Raw genomic sequence first — 21,062 nt, 5'->3', positions numbered from 1 at the left:
GAAAACACCAGCACAGGCCCTCGCCGAGGAACTCGAAAAAACACCAACAACCGTTGCACTTGGAACTTGAGTTAACCAATCCTGAATGCCCACGACCAAGCCATTGATTTCACTGGGCTGTAAGGACTGCCCATGCGTGGGCAGTCAGCCGCCGATTCGCCGCCATCGCGCCGCCTCCAGACCGGGGGCGTTGCCTTCGTTGGCCAGCAGCTGATCCAGCCGCGCCCGGCCGGGGGTGCGGCGGCAGACCGGGTCGGGGGCAGAGGCGTCTCCCAGGACAGCCAGCGCCTGACAGCGGCAGCCGCCGAAATCCACCTCGCGACGGTCGCAGGACCGGCAGGGCTCGGGCATCCAGTCGGTGCCGCGGAAGGCCGCGAAGGCCGGGCCGCGATACCAGATCTCGGCCAGCGGCACCTCCCGGACGTTCGCAAAGACCATGCCCGGGATCGTCTGCGCCGCGTGGCAGGGCAGCACCGTCCCGTCGGGTGCCACGTTCAGCCCGGTGGAGCCCCAGCCCCCCATGCAGGCCTTGGGCAGGTCGGCGTAGTAATCGGGGGGCACGAAGTCGATGACCAGCCGCCCTTGCCGCGCGGCGCGGGCCTCGGCCACCAGCCGCTTGGCCTTTTCCACCTGATCGCGGGTCGGTTGCAGCACGGCCCGGTTCTCCAGCGCCCAGCCCTGGAACTGGACGCAGGCCACCTCCACCCGCCGCGCGCCCAGCCGCTCGGCCAGGTCGAAGATCTCGGGCAGTTCGTCCAGATTGTGCCGATGCATGACCGCGTTCAGGGTCAGCGCCACCCCCGCCGCCGCGATGGCCTCGGCCACCGCCATCTTCCGCGCGAAGCCGCCCCTGTAGCCGCCCACCCGGTCCGCCGTCTCGGCCCGCGTGCCCTGCACCGACAGCTGCACATGGTCCATTCCCGCCGCCACCAGCGCGGCGATCCGCTCCGGCGTCAGCCCGACGCCCGAGGTGATGAGGTTGGCATAAAGCCCCGCCTCCCGGGCCGCGGCGACGATCTCCTCCAGATCCCGGCGCGAGGCCGGCTCGCCCCCAGACAGATGCACCTGCAACACCCCCAGCGCCGCCGCCTGTCCAAAGACATCGGCCCATTGTCCGGCCGTCAGTTCGGCCTCGCGCCGCGCCAGATCGACAGGGTTCGAGCAATAGGGGCAAGAGAGCGGGCAGCGATGCGTCAGCTCGGCCAGCATCGCGATCGGCGGGGGAACGGGGCGGGAACCGTCAGGCATGCAGGTCCACCAGCCGTTCAAGTGCGAGGCCCGTCAGGAACTCGGTCACATCCGGCCCGACTTCCTCGACCGGGGCGGCGAAGTCGGCGGCCAGGCCCGAGACCAGCACATCCACCGGCGTCGCCCCGTCCACCCGCGACAGGATCGCATGGCCCACCTCGTCCAGCATCAGCACCCGTTCCGGCGCCAGCAGCACATGGCTGCCCCGCACCGCATCCCAGTGCAGCCGCACGCCGGGGGGCAGGACCGGGATCACCGCAGCCCCTCGCCGGGCCGCCAGGCGCCGGGCGGGATGTGGCCGGGCTGGACATAGCCATGCCACAGCGCATCCAGCTGCGCCCACAGGACCTCGGTCTTGAACACCAGCGCCGCCGCCGCCGCGTCCTGCTCTTCGGGAGTACGGGCATGGTCCAGCACCCATTGCAGCCCGAAGGCCACATCCTTCGGTGCCTCGCCCAGGCGGTGGCGGAAATAGGCCAGCGTCTCGGGCGTGGCGAAGTCGTAGTGCTCCAGAAGGCCCGCGATCCGCTCGGCATGGATCTTCGGCGCGAAAAGCTCGGTCAGCGAAGAGGCCACGGCCTGCAACAGGGGCCGTTCGCGGACATAGTGGACATAGGCGTCCACCGCAAAGCGCGTCGCGGGCATGACGCCCACACCCGAGGCCACATAGTCGGGATCCAGCCCCACCGCCTCGGCCAGTTTCAGCCAGCGGCGGATGCCGCCGTCGCGGGTCTCGGTGCCGTCGTGATCCTCGATCCGGCTGCGCCAGGCGCGGCGCAGGTCGGGGTCCTCGACCCGGCTCATGAAGGCCGCGTCCTTCATCGGGATGCGGCTCTGGTAATACCAGCGGTTCACCACCCAGGCCCGGACCTGATCCACCGTCGCCTTGCCGCCATGCAAGAGCTGATGGAACGGATGCCTGTCGTGATAGCGCTCGTCGCCGATGCTGCGCAGCCGGGCCTCGAAGGCGCCCATCGGTTTGCCCATCTCGGTCATGCCGTCACCTCCATTCCGTCCTGTGCGACCTCCCATCCCGCTGCTTCGACTGCGGCCCGTTCGGGGCTGTCGGGGCGCAGGATCGGATTGGTGTTGTTGATGTGAATCAGGATCTTGCGCCCGATCCTCCGGCCCGAGAAGCGCGCCAGCGTGCCGTCCGCCCCCCCGATCGCGACATGTCCCATCCGCGCGCCGGTCTTGCTGCCGACGCCTTCGCGGATCATCTCGTCATCGGCAAAGACCGTCCCGTCGAACAGCAGCACATCCGCCCCCTCGATCCGGTCGAGCAGCCAGTCGGGCAGCGCGGCGCAGCCGGGGATGTAAAGGACGCGCCTACCGCCCCCGGTGATCTCCAGCCCCACGGTCTGTTCGCCCATGAGGTGGCCCGCCCCGAGCTCTGCCTCGAGGAACAGCGCCACCTTGCCGGGCACCGCGAAAGGGGTGACGGTCAGGCCGGGCAGGGGCGAAAAGCCTTGATCCAGCACCATCCGCCGCCGCATCACCACCTCGGACAGGACCCCGAAAACCGGGTTTGCCGCCAGCACCCCATGCGTCTCGGCGCTGGCCCAGAGATCGAAACCCGTCCCCTCGCGCAGCGACAGAAGGCCCGCGATGTGGTCCACGTCGGCATTGGTCACCACCACCGCCCTGACCGGGCTGCCGCGCAACCCGCGCGGGGCGAAGGCCGGCCGGTCCAGCTGGGCGCGGATGTCGGGCGAGGCGTTCAGCACCGCCCAGTCGGTGCCGTTCAATGAAACAGCCACGGACGATTGCGTCATCCGTGGCAGGTCGCCGGCGCGGGACAGGGAGCAGTTCCGGCAGGCACAGTTCCATTGCGGCACCCCGCCGCCCGCCGCGGCGCCAAGCACCGTCAGGCGCATGGCCTGGCCTTCGGATCAGACCAGGGTGCGGTCGTCCTCGGCCGGGCCGTACATGTTGATCTCCATGCCGCAGCGCACTTCCACGGCCTTCGGTTTCGTCCAGCGCATCTTGGGTCCTCCTCCAGTTGCTGCCCGTCAGTAAGCCACGATTCCGCGTCCCGGCCTATGCGACCTTGGTTGGGGGGTCAGTACAGCCGGCGTTCGTATTTCCAGTTGTCGGCATCGGGCGTCACCTCGTCGAGGTCATAGCCCGCCGCCTGCAACCTTTGCGCCACCGGCAGCCCCGCTGCGGCCGCCCGGTCCACCAGGGCGCGACCGCCGACCTCGTCGGCGGGAACGCCCCGGCCGCGCATCAGGTCGAGCCCGTAGTTGAACATGCCGACCGGATCGCCCGCCTCGGCGGCCATCCGGTCCCAGTGGGCGGCGCGGGCCGGGTCCTCGTCGGGGGTGCCCAGGCCGTTGTCGTCCAGCTGCGCCATCCAGGTCATCGCCCCGGTCCAGCCGTCGCGGGCGCAGGCCTCGAACACCGCTCGGGCAGGGTCATGGTCGCCCTTCTTGGTGATCCCGTATCCGGCCGCGCAGGCCATCATGCTCGTCTCGCCCCGGGCGACATCGTCCAGGATGCGGGCGATGGTCATTTCCTCGGGGTTGAGCGTGCCCAGATCCTCGGCCGGGTCGGCCAGGGCGGGCAGGGTGGACAGGATCAGGATCGCAATCGCGCGCATCTCGCCTCCGAAGCCAGGCTGCCATTCTAGCGGGTGGCGGGCCGAAGCCCAAACGTCCTGTGGTCGTATACGACCATTTTCCCCGAAGCCGCATCAGCGCTGTGGGGCGTTCCGACGGCGAACCGGAGATGTCGGGAAGGCCAGACCGTCGCAATCCGTGGCCGCCCGAACGGCGGGCGCAGCGCAGGGCGTCCGGCCCTGACCGGGATCGCCCGATCCCGGGGGAAAGCCCGGGGGGCGTCGCATGGATGCGGGTGCCGTCCCAGGATCACCGCATCAACAGGACCGGCACCTTGCAGGCGCGGATCATGGCGGTCGTGGTCGAGCCGATGATCAGGCTGCGGATGCGGCTATGACCATAGGCACCCATGACCAGCATGTCGAACTGTGCCTCGTCCACCAGCTTGCCGAGGGCCGTCTCCGGCTGGCCGGGCAGGACAGAGGTTTCCACGGCAAGCCCGGCGGCCTTCAGCAGGGCCTGCGCATCCGCCAGCCCCTTCGTCACCTCCGGCGCGGCATTGCCGACGGTCACCACCTGCACCAGCAGCCCCTGGAACAGCGGGCTGTGCGCGATGTGATCCACGGCCTTCATGGCCGATGCGCCGCCGTCATAGGCGACCAGCACCCTGGAAATCGGCCGGAAGGCGCGTGAGGCGACCAAGACCGGCTTGTGGCTGGCCCGCACGATGCGTTCGAGGTTCGAACCCAGATGCCCCCTGGCGAAATCCGCCGCTTCGCCGCGCTTGCCGATCAGGATCACGCGGGCATCGCCTTCCAGCTCGGCCACCGCCTCGACAATGTCGCCGTGGCGCAGGCGGGTGGTGACATCCGACACGCCCGCCTCTTCCAGAAGCTTGGCCGCATCCTCCAGGATCGCCCGGCCGCGATGACTGATCAGCCTTGCGCGCTGTGCATCCAGCGCCGCCAGTTCCTCCAGCAGGGCCGTCCGCGCCCCAAGCGCAATGGCGCCGGAGTGGTCGTGGTTGCCCGCGGCCTCCCGGCGGCCGAGGACATGGATCAGTTCGACAGGCGCGTCCGTGCGGCGGGCAATCCATGCCGCATGTTCGCAGACGCTGGCGGAATAGATCGACCCATCGACGAGGGCGACGATCTTCTGCGATCCGTTGGTCATTTTCCCGCCCCCCTCAATGTGCCATCAGCCTGTCCATCGCGCCTGGCTTGTCATGCACGGCAAGCCTGTCCACGATGGTTTCGGACGCTTCGTTCATGCCGACGATGTCCACCTCCGCCCCGTCGCGGCGGAATTTCAGGACGGCCATGTCCAGCGCCTGCACCGAACTGATGTCCCAGATATGCGCGCGGCTCACGTCGATCACCACACGGTCAAGCGCCTCCTTGAAGTCGAAGGCATTCATGAAATCCTCGACCGAGCCATAGAATAGCTGGCCTTCGACGACATAGGTCCGCACGCGCCCGTCCTTCGATATGGTGGACGTGACCTTGAACAGCTGGGCGATCTTGCCGGCAAAGAAGATGCCGGACAGGAGCACCCCCACCAGCACGCCGATGGCCAGGTTATGGGTCCAGACCACCGCTGCCACGGTTGCGATCATCACGATCGAGGACGAGCGCGGGTGCAGGCGCAGATTCCGGATCGATGACCACGAGAAGGTGCCGATCGAGACCATGATCATGATCGCCACCAGCGCAGGCATCGGGATCTGCGCCACCCAGTCACCCAGAAAGACCACCAGGATCAGCAGCACAAGGCCCGCGGTAAAGGATGACAGTCTCCCCCGCCCGCCGGATTTGACGTTGATGATCGACTGTCCGATCATCGCACATCCCGCCATGCCTCCGATGAACCCGGTCGCCGTGTTGGCGATGCCCTGTCCGATACATTCCTGATTGCGGTCGGATTTCGTGTCGGTCAGGTCATCGACGATGCTTTGCGTCATCAGGCTTTCCAGCAGGCCCACCACCGCGACCGCAACCGAATAGGGCAGGATGATGAGCAGCGTTTCCAGCGTCAGCGGGATGTCGGGGACCAGGAACACGGGCAGCGTGTCAGGCAAGGCGCCCATGTCGCCCACGGTGCGCACCTCCCAGCCGAAGGCCATCGTCAGCCCGGTCAGCACCAGGATCGTGACCAGCGGCGAAGGAACCGCCTTGGTGAGGTACGGAAACAGATAGATGATTCCCAGGCCCGCCGCGACCAGCACATAGGTCAGCCATGTGACCTTCGTGGGGTCCAGTTCCGGCAGTTGTGCCATGAAGATCAGGATCGCCAGCGCGTTCACGAAGCCGGTCATCACCGATTTCGAGACGTAGCGCATAACGAAGCCAAGCTTCATCAACCCGGCCCCGATCTGGATCAGACCGGCCAGCACCGTTGCGGCCAGCAGGTATTGCAGCCCGTGGTCGCGCACAAGCGTCACCATCAGCACGGCCGTTGCCGCCGTCGCCGCCGAGATCATCCCGGGCCGTCCGCCGACGAAGGCGATCAGAACCGCAATCGAGAAGCTGGCGTAAAGCCCTACCTTGGGATCGACACCCGCGATGATGGAAAAGGCAATCGCCTCGGGGATCAGCGCCAGCGCGACGACAAGCCCGGCCAGGACATCGGCGCGGATATTGCCAAGCCACTGCGCGCGGTAGGCATCAAGTGAAATCATGCAAGGGGTTCCTGATCGGCTCACGTCCATCCGGACCGGGTGCCGCGTTCTGTTTATCGTGTCGGTTCAGGTTGTCCGGCGGATCGGCGGCCGGAAGAGCCACCCGGGAATCACGCCCGGGTCCAGGTTCGCTGCATCGCCGCATACACGACGTGCAGCGCGAAGCCAACCCTTGGCGTTTGATGGGGGCAGAACCCTTGCGGCGTCCTGAACCCTCCGGACGGGAGACCAGGCACGGCAATGCTTCATGGGGTTTTCCGCCAGGCGTCCCGGCGGCGCGAAAGCGCAAACCCGGGCGCTTTCCATGTTCCGGCACCGACGAGCTTTGTGATCGGCGTCCGCCGAACGGGGCAGGCGGCCCGCAAGGGAACCGGCGGCTGTGCCGAGATCGCGGCTTGACACCCGAAGGGACGTCACGCCCGGGGCGCGCAGGCGGACCACGGCCACGGCCGCGACGATGAAGAACCCGACGAGAGCCCCCAGCCAGCCGACCTTAAGGATGCCCGTCAAGCCTGCGATAGTCGTCACGGGCATGGACACCCCCTTCTTCGCGCGGATCACCAAGGGCTGCCGGAAGTGCAGCAGCGAAAATGCCGGGTCGGGACATGCCCGCTTCTGCTCCGGCCCGGCCTCCTCGGCCGAAAAGCCGGGCGAGGTGCAGATCGTGCAGGACCGGGTGCAGCGCCCGGATGTGGCCGGGATCTCGATGATGGGGCCGTCCGGTCGCGCTGGCGCTGATCCGCCGGCTGATCAACGGCCGCATGATCGGGATCGCCGCAGAGGCACACGCCGACGAACGCCGCGCCGCCGGGCGCCCGCCGTGACGGCGGGACCTGGATCAGACCGAGACTTCCGCCCGCAGTGCCGCCATGTCGAACTCCGATTTCGGACCATGGGCCGTCACAGTGCCGCGGCGGAAGACGTAGAACCGGTCCGCCAGGCCATAGGCGAAGTCGAAATACTGCTCGACCAGCACGATCGCCATGCCGCCCTGATCCTTCAGATAGCGGATGACCCGGCCGATCTGCTGGATGATGTTGGGCTGGATCCCTTCGGTCGGCTCGTCCAGCAGCAGGACCCTGGGCTTCATGATCATCGCGCGGGCAATCGCCAGTTGCTGTTGCTGGCCCCCCGACAGGTCACCCCCGCGCCGGTTTGTCATGTCCTTCAGCACCGGAAACAGCTCGTAGATCGCATCCGGCACCCGGTGCTGGTGCTTCGGCAAGAGCGCAAAGCCGGTCTCCAGGTTCTCGCGCACCGTCAGCAGCGGAAAGATCATCCGACCCTGCGGCACCACGGCCAGCCCGCGCCGCGCCATTTCGTGCGCCCTCAGGACCCCGAGGCTTTCGCCGTCCAGCGTCACGGTGCCGCCGGAACGGGGATGCGTCCCGGCCAGCGCCTTCAGAAAGCTGGTCTTGCCCACCCCGTTGGTGCCCATGATCACGGTCACTTCCCCGGCCCTCGCCTGAAAGTCGATCCCGTGCAGGATCTGCGACCCGCCATAGTGCAGCGTCAGCCCTTCGGTCGTCAGCATCATCCGCGCCCCAGATAGACGTCGATCACCGTCTGGTTCTTCGTCACATGGTCCAGGCTGCCCTCGGCCAGAACCGCGCCCTCGTGCAGGACCGTCACCTTGCAGTTCAGCCGGCGGACGAAGTCCATGTCATGTTCGACCACGACCACGGCGCGTGTCTTCGCGATGTCCACCAGCAGTTCCGTGGTCTTCTCGCGTTCGGCCAGCGTCATCCCTGCGGCGGGTTCATCGACAAGCAGAAGCTTCGGCTCCTGCGCCAGCAGCATCGCGATTTCCAGCCATTGCTTCTGGCCGTGGCTCAGGATGCCTGCCTTCTGCTCCAGACGGTCGCCAAGCCCGACCTGTTCGGCCAGGGTGACGATCCGCGCCTCGTCCGCGGCAGACTTGCGCCAGACCAGCACGGCCCAGGGGCTGCGCGCGGCCTTGAGCGCCAGCGTCAGGTTCTCGCGCACCGTCTGGTCCTCGAACACCGTGGGGCGCTGGAACTTGCGCCCGATCCCGGCACGGGCGATCTGCGCCTCGGACAGTTTCAGCAGCGACACGGACTTCTCGCCGAAGGTGACCGAGCCGCTGTCGGGCCGGGTCTTCCCCGTGACGATGTCCATGAAGGTGCTTTTCCCCGCCCCGTTCGGCCCGATGATCGCGCGCAGCTCGGCTGCCCCGATGGCGAAGGTCAGGTTGTTGATGGCGCGGAAACCGTCGAAGCTGACGGTGACGCCGGACACTTCCAGAAGCGCGCTCATTGCTTCGCCTCCTGTTCCATCAGCGCCCCCTGGTCAGGGCCAAGGGCCGCGCCCTTGCGGTCGGGGGAATGGACGCCCGCAAAGCGGTCGAAAAGCCCGCCGATGCCCTTCGGCGCGAACAGCGTGACACAGACGAAGGTCAGCCCCAGAAGCACCAGCCACCAGTCCACCCAGTGCAGCGTGCCGAAGCCCAGCGGGATCGACGGCACGCGGCCCCCGGTGAACCAGCTGGACAGAAGCGAGACCAGTGCCGCGCCGATGACCGCCCCGTACAGGCGCCCGCGTCCGCCGATGGCGACCCAGACCGCCAGGTAGATCGAGGCGATGGGGGCAAGCTCCGCCGGGTTGATGATGCCCGCCTGCGGATAGTACAGCGCCCCGGCCAGCGCGCAGATGACCGCGGTCAGGGTGAAGACGAACAGCTTGTAGCCCTCGACCGAATAGCCGAGGAAGCGCACGCGCGCCTCGTCGTCGCGGATGGCGCGGATCACGGAACCGAACTTGCCCGAAACGATGGCATGCAGGCCAAGGTAGGCCACCACCAATGCGGCGGCCGAGGCCCAGAAGAACCACAGGCTGACCGCGTCCTGACCGGCGGTGACTCCGGGCAGGTTCTGCAGGCCGGACAGGCCGTTGTTCCCGCGCAATCCGCTGTCGTTCTGGAAGAGGTAAAGCGCCAGGGCCAGCGTCATCGCCTGGGTGAGGATTGACAGATACACCCCCGTGACGCGGCTGCGGAAGGCCAGCCAGCCGAAGACCAGCGCCAGCACCCCGGGGACGGCCACGACCAGCGCCAGTTGCAGGGGCAGGCTGTGGGCGAAGGACCAGATCGCGGGCAGGTCGCTGGCGCCGACGACACCGAAGATCTGGGTGGCGATGCCCTGCAAGACCTCCTCGGGCGTGGCCGGCAGACCGCCGTTGGCCAGCGCGGCGACGACGATCTCTTCCGTCCGGGCATACATCAGCCACATGCCGATCATGTAGCCGCCCAGCGCGAAGAAGGCCATGTGACCCAGCGACAGGATGCCCGCATAGCCCCAGAGCAGATCCATGGCCAGCGCTGCAAGGCAGAGGCACAGCGTCTTGCCCAGGGTCTTCACGAAAGAGGTGGAGACCAGGCCGAACTGCGCGGCCAGGGTCACGCCGATGGTGAACAGCGCAAGGCAGGCGATGAAGACAAGTGCCGAGCGGTGGCGCGGGTGGAGGAGGGTCATCGCACCGCCTCCTGCAAGGGCCGTTCCGATGACCGAAGCGCCTCCCTCCCCCCACGGTGGGGGAGGGATGGGGTGGGGGGGCTGACCGGAAGAGCCAGCACGGCAGCAAGGATTCGGGTCATGGTGTCAATCCCCCGCCGCGCGGCCGCGCAGCGCGATGATGCCGCGGGGCCGGACCTGGATGAACAGGATGATGAACAGGATCATGTAGGTCTGGGCGGCCAGGGTGTTCGAGGGGTTGAAGAACTCGATCACCTTCTGCAAGCCGCCGATCATCGTGGCGCCCGCCAGCGTGCCCCAGATGCTGCCGACCCCGCCCACGACGACGGTCATGAAGCTTTGCACGATGTAGTCGGTCCCAAGCTCGGACGTGACCTTGGCGAAGAGCCCGATGGCGACCCCGGCGATGCCTGCGATGCCGGAACCAAGGCCGAACGTCAGCATGTTGATCCGGTCGGGGTTGATCCCCATCGAGGCCGCCATCACGGGGTTCTGCGTCACCGCGCGGACCTCCAGCCCCAGCCGCGTCCGCTTCATCAGCCACAGGAAGAAGGCCAGGAACACCAGCGCCAGTACGAAGATCGCGATGCGGATATAGCTGATCGACACCACGTCGTTGAAGCTGAGCGCCCCGTCCAGCCAGGCGGGCGAGGTCAGCGGCCGGGCCTGCGTCCCGAAGACGTTCTTCAGAATCTGCTGCACCGCGATCGAGATGCCGAAGGTGGCCAGCAGCGTTTCCAGCGGGCGCTTGTAAAGGTGGCGGATCACCAGCCGTTCCATCGTCACGCCCGCGCCGAAGGTGACGGCAAAGGCCAGAGGCAGGGCGATCAGGATCGACAGCGTGTAGTCGGGCACGAACAGCTGGACGACATAGCCCGTGTAGGCGCCGATGGTGATGAACTCGCCATGCGCCATGTTGATCACGCCCATCACGCCGAAGGTGATGGCCAGTCCGATGGCGGCCAGGAAGTAGATCGAGGCCAGCGACAGCGCGTCCAGGCCCAGGTCGGCGGCCTGCATGATCCCGACCCGGGTCGCGATCCGGTCCAGCGCGGCCAGGGCAGCGGCGGTGACGGCGGGGTCGGGTTCGGCATAGACGTCGTAGAACCTTGCGGCAGCCAGGGCGGCTCGCACCTCGTCCTCGGTGGCGGCCTGCGGCACGGCCCCGCTGGCCTCCAGCGCGGTGTAGGCGCGGTCCCGCGCCGCCTGCGTGTTCAGTTCGGCGACGGGCAGGCCGCCGACCATGCCATCCCGAAGGTGCGCCAGCAGCGCCGCGCGCTGGTCCTGCACCGTCAGCCGCGCGGGGGCAAGACCTGCGGCGACCAGAAGCGCATAGGCCTCGTCCTCGGAAAGGTCGGACCCAGGGCGCAATTCCCGCGCGATGTTTCCGGGCGGAGGCGTGGCCGAGGCGACCCGGGTCGTCGCCACCAGCGGGTTCAGCGCGGCGCGCAGGTCAAGGCCAAGATCGGCGCCAAAGCTTTCGATGGCCGCCACGCGGGCCTCGGTGGCGGGATCGAAGCGCAGGGTCAACAGACGCTCCAGCCGCTCCTTCTTCCCCTTCAGCGCGGGGTCCTCTTCCGTCGCGATGGCCGCGCGCAGGGGTTCCAGCGCCTCGGCGGTCGGGTCCTGCGCGATCGAGGCCAGCGCCGCGCGGCGCCGGGCGGGATCGGGGTCGGACAGGGTGAACTGCACCAGCGCGGTGGCGATCAGGCCCCTGACCCCCGCATTCGGTTTCAGCTCGGTCACATCGGTGCTTGCGGCGGTGCCGGCGGGCGATCCGTCCAGCGCCGTCAGGGCCAGCGCGCCACCTTCCGCCTTGGCGATGAACATCGCCCCATCCGACTTGCGGACGACCAGCCGCTTGTCGGCCCAGGCGGACAGGATGTCGTCGGCCATCGCGTCGCCGCTGGCGGCAAGTTCCGCGATCACCGGCCCGATGGTCTGGCGCGAGGGTTTCTCGATCAGGGCGCGGTTTTCCTCGACGATCCGGGCCGCCTCCTGCGCGAGGCCGGGAAGCGGCATCAGGCAGAGGGCCGCAAGCAGAAGGGCGATCAGGCGCATGGGGCGTCCGGGGCTTTCTGTGGGAAGGCGGGACAAGGGGGTGAGGCGGCAGGCCCCCCACCCCCATCCCCTCCCCACGGCGGGGGAGGGGAGGTGCCCGGTCTGTCCGGTCCGCTCAGTAGTTCGAGGTCAGCTGGACGCAGGTCTTGGTCTCGGTGTTGTACATGCCGCACTGAAGATCCTTCCAGTTGGCCTCAAGCACCGCCGATTCCGGCAGGAAATCGGTCCAGGCATCGCCGGGGACCGGGTCGGTCTGGCTGATGATGTCGAACTGGCCATCCGCACGGATCTCGCCGATCAGCACGGGCTTGGTCAGATGGTGGTTCGGCAGCATCTCGGCGATGCCCCCGGTCAGGTTCGGGAACTTCTGGCCCCACATCTTCTCGCGCACCGCATCCACATCGGTCGTGCCCGCCTCCGTCACCGCGTTCACCCACATGTTGAAGCCGATGTAATGGGCTTCCATCGGGTCGTTGGTCACGCGCTTGTCGTCCTTGATGAAGGCTTTCCAGGCTTCGATGAACGCCTTGTTCTCGGGCGTGTCGGCCGACATGAAGTAGTTCCAGGCCGCCAGATGGCCGACAAGGTTCGAGGTGTCGAGGCCCGACAGTTCCTCTTCGCCGACCGAGAAGGCGACGACCGGCAGGGTGTCGGCGCTGACGCCGGCGGCTGCCAGTTCCTTGTAGAAGCCGATGTTCGCATCGCCGTTGATGGTCGAAATGACGCCGACCTTCTTGCCGTCCGCGCCCAGGGCCACCACGTCGCCCACGATCTTCGACCAGTCCGAATGGCCGAAGGGCGTGTAGTTGACGAAGATGTCCTCCTTCGGGATACCCTTGGAGATCAGGTAGGACTCCAGGATGTTGTTCGTGGTGCGCGGATAGACATAGTCGGTGCCCAGAAGCGCGAACTTCTGCACGCCAAGTTCCTGCAAATAATAGTCCACCGCCGGGATCGCCTGCTGGTTCGGCGCAGCACCGGTGTAGAACACGTTCCGCGAGGATTCCTCGCCCTCGTACTGGACGGGGTAGAACAGCAGGCCGTTCAGTTCCTCGATCACCGGCAACACGGATTTGCGGCTGACCGAGGTCCAGCAGCCGAACATCACGTCACACTTGGAGACGGTCAGCAGCTCACGCGCCTTTTCGGCAAACAGCGGCCAGTCGGACGCCGGGTCCACGACCACGGCTTCCAGCTGCCTGCCCAGCAGACCGCCCTTGGCGTTCTGCTGTTCGATCAGCATCAGCATGGTGTCCTTCAGCGTCGTCTCGGAAATCGCCATCGTGCCGGACAGTGAATGCAGCACGCCGACCTTGATCGTCTCGGCCTGCCCGAAGGCAAGACGCGGCGTGGTCATCGCAGCGGCAGCGGCGGCGCCTGACAGAAGCGTGCGTCTGGTAAGGTTCATCCTGTCTATCCCCCGTTTCGTTGGCCTCGGCCTGGCCGGGCCTGGTTGGACTTCGTGCTGGGTCTGCCTGGGCCTTCGCAGCGGCCTTGGCTGAGGACAGCAAAGCCCCCTGCGCCGCCTGCGCCTAGCCTGACGGCCCGCATGCATGCCGCCTTGGGCGCCGGTGGCTGAAATTTGGGCGCTGCGGTTTGCTGCGGCGCAGAAATCGGGCAGGCCGCAGAGCGGGCAGCGCCCTTGCGGTGGGCAATCGGCCTGTGGAAATGGCAGCGGGCGGACAGGGGTTCCTGTCCGCCCGCTTCCGGCGCGCCGTGAGTCGTCTTTACGCTGCGTCAGTCTTCAGCCGCAGGCCACCGTGCCGGACGATGAAATCGACCACCTCCTCCACCCCCCTGCCGTGGCGCAGCTGGGCCATGACATAGGGCCGCTGGCCGCGGGCGCGGGCGGTGTCGGCCTCCAGCAGGACCGGATCGACGCCGACATGCGGGGCAAGGTCGGTCTTGTTGACCACCAGCAGGTCCGACTTCGTCACCCCCGGCCCGCGCTTGCGCGGGATGTCCTGCCCGGCGGCGGTGTCGATGACATAGATCGTCAGGTCGGCGAGTTCGGGGGAAAAGGTCGCGGCCAGATTGTCGCCGCCCGACTCGATCAGGATCAGGTCGAGGTCGGGGAAGGCGCCAGTCAGCTCGGCCACGGCCGCAAGGTTGATGCTGGCATCCTCGCGGATCGCGGTGTGGGGGCAGCCGCCGGTTTCCACACCCCGGATCCGTGCGGCGGGCAGGACCTGGGCCCGGGTCAGCGCCTCGGCGTCCTCGCGGGTGTAGATGTCGTTGGTGATCACGGCCATCGACAGCCGCTGCCCCAGCGCGCGGGCCAGCTTTTCCGTGAGGGTGGTCTTGCCGGCGCCGACGGGACCGCCGATGCCGACGCGAAGGGGGCCGTTGGTCATGTGCGGAAGACCCTTACATCCTGGGTTTCGTGCTGGAAGGCGGCCAGGTCGGCGGCAAGGGCGCAGCCGCCAAGGTCGCCGAGGCTGGCGGTCGCCGCCCGTGTGCCAAGGGCTTCGATCTCGGGCAGCAGGCGGCTCAGGATCGCCTGACCCTCGGTCTGACCAAGCGGGACGTGCCGTGTGGCGATGGTGGTCAGGTTGCCGGCGAAGTTCTGAAGGAAAAGCTGCGCGACCTGTCCCCTCGGCAGGGCCAGCGGCGCGGCGGCCTCGCCCACCGCGACGGGCAACATCCGGGGCGGCAGCGCGCGCCCGGTCAGGCCAGAGACCATGCGCGCCAGCGCCGCGCCCTGTTCCAGGCCCTCTTGCAGGCGTTCCGCCGACGGCGCCAGCGCGCGGGCCAGCGCATCCAGCGCGTCATGGTCCGCCGCAGGGGCAAGGGCCTGCGACAGCAGCACGGCGTCCTGCCAGCCCGCGCCGTGGTGCAGGATGTTCCGCAGCCATTCGCGGAAGCTTGCGGCATCGGAGACGTCCCCCGCCGCAATCCCCCGTTCCAGCCCGTGGCTGTAGGCGAAGGCCCCGGTCGGGAAAGCGGGGGACAGCCACTGGACAAGGGTCAGCAGCGCAGTCACTTCGCCCCTTTCGGCGCGTGGAAATGCAACTGCCCGTCGCCGTGGTGGTGCCAGCCGAACGTGGCGGCCTCGCCGTCCGCGCCATGCGCATGGCCCAAGGTCCGGCCATGCCCATAGGCCCCACCTTCCGGCCTGAACGGCAGGCTTTCGCGGCGGATCGTCGCGCCAAGGCCTGTCAGCATCCGTTCCAGCACATGATCCTCGCGGATCACCAGCTGGTCGGGCAGGATCTGGCAGGGCGTGTGGCGGTTGCCGATGTGCCAGGCAAGCCGCGTGAGGTCGCCGGTGACGACCAGCACCGCCTCGGGCGCGGGGACGATCTCGACGTTCAGCCCATCGACGGCAAAGCCCCAGTAGTCATCCAGATTGGTGACGGAAGGCAGGTCCACCAGGAAGGCGCGGCCGCCCTGGGTGGTCAGAAGCTTCCGCCGGATCAGGCGCTGGTCGTAGTCGAGGACCACACGGTCATGGGCGATGGGCGGGGCGGATTTCAGCAGCGTGGTCATGGCTCAGAACAGGAAATAGCGTTGCGCCAGCGGCAGTTCCTGCGCGGGCGCGCAGGTGATGACCTCGCCATCGGCGCGGACCTCGTAGGTCTCGGGGTGGATCTCGACCTTGGGCGTGGCGTCGTTCAGCACCATGTCGCGCTTGGCGATGGTGCGGGTATTTTCCACCGCCAGCGTGTCCTTGGCGATGCCCAGCCGCCCCCGCAGGTCGTCCTCCTGCGCGGCCTTGCTGACGAAGACCACCGCCGAGCGTTCCACGGCCCGCCCCAGGGCCCCGAACATGGGCCGCGAATACATCGGTTGCACCGGGATCGACCCGTTCGGATCGCCCATCTGCGCCAACGCGATCATGCCGCCGATCAGCACCATTTCCGGCTTGGCTCCGAAGAAGGCCGGGTTCCACAGCACCAGATCCGCGCGCTTGCCGACCTCGACGCTGCCGATGTGCCGGCCGATCCCGTGCACGATGGCCGGGTTGATCGTGTATTTGGCGATATAGCGGCGCACCCGCAGGTTGTCGTTCTGGCCCTGCTCCTCGGCCAGCCGCCCGCGCTGCACCTTCATCTTGTGCGCGGTCTGCCAGGTGCGGGTGATGACCTCGCCCACCCGGCCCATCGCCTGGCTGTCGGAGGAGATCACCGAGAACGCCCCCATGTCGTGCAGCACGTCCTCGGCCGCGATCGTCTCGCGCCGGATGCGGCTTTCGGCAAAGGCCACGTCCTCGGGGATGCGCTTGTCGAGGTGGTGGCAGACCATCAGCATGTCGAGATGTTCCTCCACCGTGTTCACGGTGTAAGGCATTGTCGGGTTGGTCGAGGAGGGCAGCACGTTCTGCCAGCCCACCACCTTCATGATGTCCGGCGCATGCCCGCCGCCGGCGCCTTCGGTGTGGAAGGCGTGGATCGTGCGGCCCTTGAAGGCGGCGAGCGTGTTCTCCACGAAGCCGGATTCGTTCAGCGTATCGGTGTGGATCATCACCTGCACGTCCATCCGGTCGGCGACCCCGAGGCAGCAGTCGATGGCCCCCGGCGTGGTCCCCCAGTCCTCGTGCAGCTTCAGGGCCGCCGCGCCGCCGCGGACCTGTTCCACCAGCCCCTCGGGCAGGCTGGCGTTGCCCTTTCCTGCAAAGGCAAGGTTCACCGGCAGCGCATCCGCCGCCTGGATCATCCGCCCCAGATGCCAGGGGCCGGGGGTGCAGGTGGTCGCCAAAGTCCCATGCGCCGGGCCGGTGCCGCCGCCCAGCATCGTGGTGATGCCGGAATGCAGCGCATCCTCCACCTGTTGCGGACAGATGAAATGGATATGCGCGTCCATCCCGCCCGCGGTCAGGATGCGCCCCTCACCCGCGATGATCTCGGTGCCCGGGCCGATGATCGCGTCCACCCCCGGCTGCGTGTCGGGGTTCCCCGCCTTGCCGATTACCGCGATCCGCCCGTCGCGCAGCCCCACATCGGCCTTGTAGATGCCGCTGTGGTCGATGATCAGCGCATTGGTGATCACCGTATCCATCGCCCCCTGCGCGCGGGTCAGCTGGCTTTGCCCCATCCCGTCCCGGATCACCTTGCCGCCGCCGAACTTCACCTCCTCGCCGTAGGTGGTGAGGTCGCGTTCCACCTCGACGATCAGGTCGGTATCCCCCAACCGCAGGCGGTCGCCCGTGGTGGGGCCGTACATGCCGGCATAGGACGCGCGAGAGATCAGGGCTGGCATGGGAGGACCTTCAGGGTTTGCCGGGGCCGCGTGCGGCCAGGCGCTTGACGTTGGATCTGGTACGGCGGGCGATGGGCTTCAGCGCGGCCTCGGCGATGACGGCGGGCGGTTTGCCCGCCATGATCGCCTTCGAGGCCGCCACCGCCGATGCGTTGGCGGCCGCGACCTTCTCGGACGACATGCGGGCGTTCTCGGACGGATGCACGCGCCACATCCCCATCATCCCCATCATCCGCATCCCGATCACCATCTGCGCTTCCATCAGCATCATCCCGGTCTTCAGCGACAGGCTGATCATCCGGGCCGGGGTCATCATCGGGTACATCGCATGTCTCCTTACAGGGTGAACCGGTCATCTACCGGTACGGACAGCGCCGTCGCCAGCGCATTGGTCTGCGCGGCCAGCGCGATGACCGATAGCAGCTCTGCATGTTGCGCGGGTGACATCCCCTTGGCGCGGGCCGCCGCCGTATGCGAATGCACGCAGTAGTCGCAGCCGTTCGCGGTCGAGACGGCGATGTAGATCATTTCCTTCACCAGCGGGTCCAGCGCGCCGGGGGCCATCACCGCCTGCACCCTGTCCCATGTCGCCCGCAGAAGCGCCGGGTCATGCGCCAGCGCGCGCCAGAAGTTGTTGACGTGATCCGTCCGCCGCCTCGCCCGGATGTCGTCGAAGACGGCGAGGGCCTCGGCCCCCGCCTCCTGATCCGCCAGAAGCGGAACCACCGCCATCACAGCACCGCCATGACGCGGGCCGGACCGCCGGTGCCCGTCTTGTGCTTCGGCGCGCCGATGAAGACGGTGGCGCCCTTCGCCGGGACCTGATCGAGGTTCGCCATGTTCTCGATCCCGAAGCGCCCGCCGGGCAGCCACGAGAAATGCACCGCGAAATCGGCCGAATTGCCGGGATCAAGCGACAGCGTGTCCACCCCGATGCAGGCCACGTCCAAACCCGCCAGCATGTCGGTCGCGGCCTTCGAGAAACCGGGGAAGGCGAAACTGCCGTCCGGGGTATTGCGGAATTCGGGTGTCGCGACCTTGGCCGCCCAGCCCGAGTTCATCGCCACGCAGGCCCCCGCCGGAATATCGCCGTTGGCGCTCACCCAGGCCTCGATGTCGGCGGGTTCCACCATGGCATTGGCATCCTCGGCGGCCTTGGCGGTCAGGTCGATCACGCAGAGCGGGCAGACCAGCCGCTCGGGCGCCAGATCGGCGACCGAAGTGCCGTCCTCGGTGAAGTGGAGCGGCGCGTCGATATGGGTGCCGGTGTGTTCGTAGATCGTCAGCTTCCACAGCTGATAGCCGTTGCCTTCGAACGTGACGGCGGGTTCGTACAGGATGCCGGGGTTGCCGTCGAAGGTGGGAAAGCTTCCGTCATAGGCATGGGTCAGGTCCACCACCCGCCCGGCGGCCTGCGCCAGCGCGGGCGTCGCCGTGGTCAGGCCCGAGGCCACCACGGCGGCGGTCGTTGCAGCCGCCCCGGTGAAAAGCGCGCGGCGGGACAGCATCGAGGACTTGATGTTTTCGATCAGACAGGCGTCACACATGGGTCGTTCTCCCTGTTGGCTGGAACCCCCAGCGTCCTCCCGCAGTTGCCCTTGCGTCAAGCGTCATGGCAAAGGCCCCATCACCTTCTGGTTGAAGCCGTGAACCACCCGCGCCCCGCCGTAGGGCACCAGCCGCACCTCGCGGGTTTGCCCCGGCTCGAAGCGGACGGCGGTCCCGGCGGGAATGTCCAGCCTCTGGCCCAGTGCCGCCGCGCGGTCGAAGGACAGCGCGGAGTTGGTCTCGGCGAAATGGTAGTGGCTGCCGACCTGCACCGGCCGGTCGCCGGTATTGGCCACCATCAGCACCGTGACCGGCTGGCCTGCATTCAGCTCGATATCGCCCTCGGCGGGCAGGATCTCCCCGGGGATCATGGTCATGCCATTGCCAACGCGAGCCCGGCCACTGCCGTTCCGGCGCCAAGACCGCGCAGCATCAGGGCGGGCAGGGCGCGGCCAAGGGCGATGCCGGCCAGATGCAGCGCCGCTGTCGCCGCCGCGAACCCCGCGGCATAGGCGGCAAGGCCGGTCTCCGGACCCTCGGCCCCATGCGCCCAGCCATGCGCCGCGCCAAACGCGGCCGTCATCGCCACCAGCGCGGGCAGCGGCAGCCGCGTTGCCAGCGCCACCAGCACGCCCAGGATCATGATCGAGGCCAGGATCATCGGCTCCACCGCCGGGAAGGGCAGACCACGGGCGCCAAGCAGCCCGCCCGCCAGCATCGCCGCGACAAAGGTCGCCGGCAGCGCCCAGACCGCCCGCCCCGTCATCTGCGCCGCCAGAAGCCCCACGGCCAGCATCGCCAGCACATGATCCGCCCCGCCCACCGGGTGCAGGGCGCCGGAAAGCAAGGTGCCCGTCTCCTCCAGCCCATGCGCCAGGGCGGGGGCGGGCAGGGCGATCGGCAGGGCGGTGAAAAGGCGTTTCATCGGAACCTCTCAGCGGATGGGGTGGTGGACGGTGACCAGCTTGGTGCCGTCGGGAAAGGTGGCCTCGACCTGGACGGAATGGATCATCTCGGGGATGCCCTCCATGCACTGGTCGGCGCGGATGACATGGGCGCCGGCCTCCATCAGGTCGGCGACGCTGCGGCCGTCGCGGGCACCTTCGACGACGAAATCGGTGATCAGCGCCACGGCCTCGGGATGGTTCAGCTTGACGCCTCGGGCCAGCCGGGCCCGGGCGACCATCGCCGCGAGGCTGACCATCAGTTTCTCCCGCTCGCGGGGGGTCAGGTTCATGGCTTTGTCCTCACATCTGCCAGACGCGGGGCAGGGGGCCGTCGCGCAGCACCCCCAGCACCCGCAGGATCTGCCGGCGCAGCGGCCAGCCATCCGCCGCCATCAGCCGCACCGTCAGCTTGCCGTCGAACCCCGAGGCACCCGCCGCGACACCCGGTTCGTCCAGCACCGCCCGCACCGCTTCGACCCGCGCCTCGGCGCCCTCGGCCACCAGCGCCAGGCTGGCGAAGGCCCGCGCCGCGCCCAGGACGCCCCGGCCCGCCACCAGCCCGGCATCGCCCAGCCGCAACGGCTCCACCAGCACCGGCCGCCCGTCGCGCAGCACCTGCCGCCGGTCGTTCAGATGCACCCGGCGCAGCACCTCGCCCATCGCCGCCCGTCCCAGCACCACCGCCTCCAGCAGCAGGCAGGACGCCCCGGCCTCCAGCCGCACGGTCGTCACACGCTCCAGTGCCGCGCCCTCGAACAGGATCGTCTCCTGCGGCAGCCAGTCCAGATGCGCGCCCGCACCGACCTCATGCTCCACCGTCACCCGCGCCACACCGCCGGCCGAGCGATAGGCGCGTTCGGCCGTCTGGGTCGTCGCCGTCACCCGGCAGCCCGCGCCAAGGCGCAAGCCGAACGCCAGCCGGTCCCCGCCGGTCAGCCCGCCCGAAGTGTTCAGGAACACGACCTCCGGCCCCGAAGCGCCCGGATGCACGAAGGCCTTGGCCGAGCCTTCCTGCCGCAACGCCTCCAGCCGCGTCCGGCCCCGCATGCAGCCGAACCCAAGGCGCGCGACGCCGTGGCTGCGTTCGATCCTGGGGGCGAAATGGGCCGTCATGTGGGCCAGCTAAACGCGCCGGTCCGGTCCGGTCCTCGCCTCTGATGCCATCGGCACCGATCGCGCCGGAAACGGGCGCCGGTCTGCCTGGAAAACAGGCGGATTGCCCGGCAGAGCGGCAGGATGAGAATCCGCGGCGGAACCTTCTTTTGTGGATGCCGCTCGGTTTGCAAGGAATTTGTGATCGTCTGGACTTGTGATCGAGTGCGGTCTTTTG

24 protein-coding genes and 1 other annotated feature are annotated in these 21,062 nt (G+C 68.1%); all 24 genes read right to left on the bottom strand.

The features are described from left to right. Positions 1-144: 144 nt before the first annotated feature. The gene (gene pqqE / locus G8O29_RS17220; protein ID WP_166404452.1) at positions 145-1,248 is read right to left on the bottom strand and encodes a pyrroloquinoline quinone biosynthesis protein PqqE; all 1,104 of its coding nucleotides are present in this window, start codon (positions 1,246-1,248) and stop codon (positions 145-147) included. Beyond that, on the bottom strand, positions 1,241-1,504 hold the full coding sequence (gene pqqD / locus G8O29_RS17215) for a pyrroloquinoline quinone biosynthesis peptide chaperone PqqD (protein ID WP_367890193.1): 264 nt from the start codon (positions 1,502-1,504) through the stop codon (positions 1,241-1,243). The genes pqqE and pqqD overlap by 8 nt, the downstream gene beginning before the upstream one ends. Beyond that, positions 1,501-2,244, bottom strand: coding sequence for a pyrroloquinoline-quinone synthase PqqC (pqqC, locus tag G8O29_RS17210; protein WP_242679163.1), 744 nt, complete (start codon positions 2,242-2,244; stop codon positions 1,501-1,503). The genes pqqD and pqqC overlap by 4 nt, the downstream gene beginning before the upstream one ends. Next, positions 2,241-3,125, bottom strand: coding sequence for a pyrroloquinoline quinone biosynthesis protein PqqB (pqqB, locus tag G8O29_RS17205; protein WP_166404450.1), 885 nt, complete (start codon positions 3,123-3,125; stop codon positions 2,241-2,243). Before pqqB ends, pqqC begins: the two co-directional genes overlap by 4 nt. Before the next feature lie 15 nt (positions 3,126-3,140). Next, the gene (gene pqqA, locus G8O29_RS17200; protein ID WP_128514459.1) at positions 3,141-3,233 is read right to left on the bottom strand and encodes a pyrroloquinoline quinone precursor peptide PqqA; all 93 of its coding nucleotides are present in this window, start codon (positions 3,231-3,233) and stop codon (positions 3,141-3,143) included. Between the two features lie 77 nt (positions 3,234-3,310). Continuing rightward, entirely contained in the window at positions 3,311-3,850 is a 540-nt protein-coding gene (locus G8O29_RS17195; RefSeq protein ID WP_166404449.1) for a tetratricopeptide repeat protein, read from the bottom strand. A 268-nt stretch (positions 3,851-4,118) separates the two neighbouring features. After that, positions 4,119-4,982 carry a universal stress protein gene (locus G8O29_RS17190; RefSeq protein ID WP_166404448.1) on the bottom strand — a complete coding sequence of 288 codons (864 nt, stop codon included), beginning with the start codon at positions 4,980-4,982 and terminating at the stop codon, positions 4,119-4,121. 13 nt (positions 4,983-4,995) lie between these two features. After that, positions 4,996-6,486 carry a SulP family inorganic anion transporter gene (locus G8O29_RS17185; protein WP_166404447.1) on the bottom strand — a complete coding sequence of 497 codons (1,491 nt, stop codon included), beginning with the start codon at positions 6,484-6,486 and terminating at the stop codon, positions 4,996-4,998. 69 nt (positions 6,487-6,555) lie between these two features. Then, positions 6,556-6,613: a sequence feature (sul1 is cis-regulatory element that is thought to sense ions involved in sulfur or methionine metabolism; They are found in Alphaproteobacteria), on the bottom strand. A 711-nt stretch (positions 6,614-7,324) separates the two neighbouring features. Beyond that, a complete protein-coding gene (gene urtE / locus G8O29_RS17180) occupies positions 7,325-8,020 on the bottom strand; it encodes an urea ABC transporter ATP-binding subunit UrtE (RefSeq protein WP_437440816.1) in 696 nt (231 codons plus the stop codon). Beyond that, a complete protein-coding gene (gene urtD / locus G8O29_RS17175) occupies positions 8,020-8,763 on the bottom strand; it encodes an urea ABC transporter ATP-binding protein UrtD (RefSeq protein ID WP_166404445.1) in 744 nt (247 codons plus the stop codon). The genes urtE and urtD overlap by 1 nt, the downstream gene beginning before the upstream one ends. Further along, positions 8,760-9,977 carry an urea ABC transporter permease subunit UrtC gene (gene urtC / locus G8O29_RS17170; protein ID WP_166404444.1) on the bottom strand — a complete coding sequence of 406 codons (1,218 nt, stop codon included), beginning with the start codon at positions 9,975-9,977 and terminating at the stop codon, positions 8,760-8,762. Before urtC ends, urtD begins: the two co-directional genes overlap by 4 nt. Positions 9,978-10,103: 126 nt before the next feature. Then, complete coding sequence (gene urtB, locus G8O29_RS17165) at positions 10,104-12,038, bottom strand: urea ABC transporter permease subunit UrtB (RefSeq protein ID WP_166404443.1); 1,935 nt, start codon at positions 12,036-12,038, stop codon at positions 10,104-10,106. 115 nt (positions 12,039-12,153) lie between these two features. After that, a complete protein-coding gene (urtA, locus tag G8O29_RS17160) occupies positions 12,154-13,446 on the bottom strand; it encodes an urea ABC transporter substrate-binding protein (RefSeq protein ID WP_166404442.1) in 1,293 nt (430 codons plus the stop codon). Between the two features lie 319 nt (positions 13,447-13,765). Continuing rightward, positions 13,766-14,392, bottom strand: coding sequence for an urease accessory protein UreG (ureG, locus tag G8O29_RS17155; RefSeq protein ID WP_166404441.1), 627 nt, complete (start codon positions 14,390-14,392; stop codon positions 13,766-13,768). Next, positions 14,389-15,021, bottom strand: coding sequence for an urease accessory protein UreF (locus tag G8O29_RS17150; protein ID WP_166404440.1), 633 nt, complete (start codon positions 15,019-15,021; stop codon positions 14,389-14,391). Before G8O29_RS17150 ends, ureG begins: the two co-directional genes overlap by 4 nt. Then, entirely contained in the window at positions 15,018-15,527 is a 510-nt protein-coding gene (locus G8O29_RS17145; protein ID WP_166404439.1) for an urease accessory protein UreE, read from the bottom strand. The genes G8O29_RS17150 and G8O29_RS17145 overlap by 4 nt, the downstream gene beginning before the upstream one ends. Positions 15,528-15,530: 3 nt before the next feature. Further along, on the bottom strand, positions 15,531-17,237 hold the full coding sequence (ureC, locus tag G8O29_RS17140; RefSeq protein WP_166404438.1) for an urease subunit alpha: 1,707 nt from the start codon (positions 17,235-17,237) through the stop codon (positions 15,531-15,533). Between the two features lie 10 nt (positions 17,238-17,247). Beyond that, positions 17,248-17,562 (bottom strand): antifreeze protein, encoded by a 315-nt coding sequence (locus G8O29_RS17135; protein ID WP_166404437.1) that lies wholly within the window; start codon positions 17,560-17,562, stop codon positions 17,248-17,250. 11 nt (positions 17,563-17,573) lie between these two features. Next, positions 17,574-17,969: a carboxymuconolactone decarboxylase family protein gene (locus G8O29_RS17130; RefSeq protein ID WP_166404436.1), complete on the bottom strand. Its 396-nt coding sequence runs from the start codon at positions 17,967-17,969 to the stop codon at positions 17,574-17,576. Then, positions 17,969-18,784 (bottom strand): cyclase family protein, encoded by an 816-nt coding sequence (locus G8O29_RS17125; protein ID WP_166404435.1) that lies wholly within the window; start codon positions 18,782-18,784, stop codon positions 17,969-17,971. The genes G8O29_RS17130 and G8O29_RS17125 overlap by 1 nt, the downstream gene beginning before the upstream one ends. A 63-nt stretch (positions 18,785-18,847) precedes the next feature. Continuing rightward, the gene (locus tag G8O29_RS17120) at positions 18,848-19,156 is read right to left on the bottom strand and encodes an urease subunit beta (protein WP_166404453.1); all 309 of its coding nucleotides are present in this window, start codon (positions 19,154-19,156) and stop codon (positions 18,848-18,850) included. A gap of 2 nt (positions 19,157-19,158) precedes the next feature. Further along, positions 19,159-19,710, bottom strand: a complete 552-nt coding sequence (locus G8O29_RS17115) for a HupE/UreJ family protein (RefSeq protein ID WP_166404434.1) — start codon at positions 19,708-19,710, stop codon at positions 19,159-19,161. A gap of 9 nt (positions 19,711-19,719) precedes the next feature. Beyond that, the gene (locus tag G8O29_RS17110; RefSeq protein ID WP_166404433.1) at positions 19,720-20,022 is read right to left on the bottom strand and encodes an urease subunit gamma; all 303 of its coding nucleotides are present in this window, start codon (positions 20,020-20,022) and stop codon (positions 19,720-19,722) included. A gap of 10 nt (positions 20,023-20,032) precedes the next feature. Further along, the gene (locus tag G8O29_RS17105) at positions 20,033-20,845 is read right to left on the bottom strand and encodes an urease accessory protein UreD (protein ID WP_166404432.1); all 813 of its coding nucleotides are present in this window, start codon (positions 20,843-20,845) and stop codon (positions 20,033-20,035) included. Positions 20,846-21,062 lie beyond the last annotated feature (217 nt).

The organism is Rhodobacter calidifons, assembly GCF_011174775.1.
Taxonomy (GTDB): domain Bacteria; phylum Pseudomonadota; class Alphaproteobacteria; order Rhodobacterales; family Rhodobacteraceae; genus Tabrizicola; species Tabrizicola calidifons.
This window is presented reverse-complemented; position numbering and strand designations above follow the sequence as displayed.

Bases quoted from the DNA above. Each gene is read 5' to 3' on its own strand.
- pqqE (WP_166404452.1), bottom strand. From the start codon at position 1,248: ATGCCTGACGGTTCCCGCCCCGTTCCCCCGCCGATCGCGATGCTGGCC.
- pqqC (WP_242679163.1), bottom strand. From the start codon at position 2,244: ATGACCGAGATGGGCAAACCGATGGGCGCCTTCGAGGCCCGGCTGCGC.
- pqqB (WP_166404450.1), bottom strand. From the start codon at position 3,125: ATGCGCCTGACGGTGCTTGGCGCCGCGGCGGGCGGCGGGGTGCCGCAA.
- pqqA (WP_128514459.1), bottom strand. From the start codon at position 3,233: ATGCGCTGGACGAAACCGAAGGCCGTGGAAGTGCGCTGCGGCATGGAG.
- G8O29_RS17195 (WP_166404449.1), bottom strand. From the start codon at position 3,850: ATGCGCGCGATTGCGATCCTGATCCTGTCCACCCTGCCCGCCCTGGCC.
- G8O29_RS17190 (WP_166404448.1), bottom strand. From the start codon at position 4,982: ATGACCAACGGATCGCAGAAGATCGTCGCCCTCGTCGATGGGTCGATC.
- G8O29_RS17185 (WP_166404447.1), bottom strand. From the start codon at position 6,486: ATGATTTCACTTGATGCCTACCGCGCGCAGTGGCTTGGCAATATCCGC.
- urtE (WP_437440816.1), bottom strand. From the start codon at position 8,020: ATGCTGACGACCGAAGGGCTGACGCTGCACTATGGCGGGTCGCAGATC.
- urtD (WP_166404445.1), bottom strand. From the start codon at position 8,763: ATGAGCGCGCTTCTGGAAGTGTCCGGCGTCACCGTCAGCTTCGACGGT.
- urtC (WP_166404444.1), bottom strand. From the start codon at position 9,977: ATGACCCTCCTCCACCCGCGCCACCGCTCGGCACTTGTCTTCATCGCC.
- urtB (WP_166404443.1), bottom strand. From the start codon at position 12,038: ATGCGCCTGATCGCCCTTCTGCTTGCGGCCCTCTGCCTGATGCCGCTT.
- urtA (WP_166404442.1), bottom strand. From the start codon at position 13,446: ATGAACCTTACCAGACGCACGCTTCTGTCAGGCGCCGCCGCTGCCGCT.
- ureG (WP_166404441.1), bottom strand. From the start codon at position 14,392: ATGACCAACGGCCCCCTTCGCGTCGGCATCGGCGGTCCCGTCGGCGCC.
- G8O29_RS17145 (WP_166404439.1), bottom strand. From the start codon at position 15,527: ATGACCACGCTGCTGAAATCCGCCCCGCCCATCGCCCATGACCGTGTG.
- ureC (WP_166404438.1), bottom strand. From the start codon at position 17,237: ATGCCAGCCCTGATCTCTCGCGCGTCCTATGCCGGCATGTACGGCCCC.
- G8O29_RS17135 (WP_166404437.1), bottom strand. From the start codon at position 17,562: ATGTACCCGATGATGACCCCGGCCCGGATGATCAGCCTGTCGCTGAAG.
- G8O29_RS17130 (WP_166404436.1), bottom strand. From the start codon at position 17,969: ATGGCGGTGGTTCCGCTTCTGGCGGATCAGGAGGCGGGGGCCGAGGCC.
- G8O29_RS17125 (WP_166404435.1), bottom strand. From the start codon at position 18,784: ATGTGTGACGCCTGTCTGATCGAAAACATCAAGTCCTCGATGCTGTCC.
- G8O29_RS17120 (WP_166404453.1), bottom strand. From the start codon at position 19,156: ATGATCCCCGGGGAGATCCTGCCCGCCGAGGGCGATATCGAGCTGAAT.
- G8O29_RS17115 (WP_166404434.1), bottom strand. From the start codon at position 19,710: ATGAAACGCCTTTTCACCGCCCTGCCGATCGCCCTGCCCGCCCCCGCC.
- G8O29_RS17110 (WP_166404433.1), bottom strand. From the start codon at position 20,022: ATGAACCTGACCCCCCGCGAGCGGGAGAAACTGATGGTCAGCCTCGCG.
- G8O29_RS17105 (WP_166404432.1), bottom strand. From the start codon at position 20,845: ATGACGGCCCATTTCGCCCCCAGGATCGAACGCAGCCACGGCGTCGCG.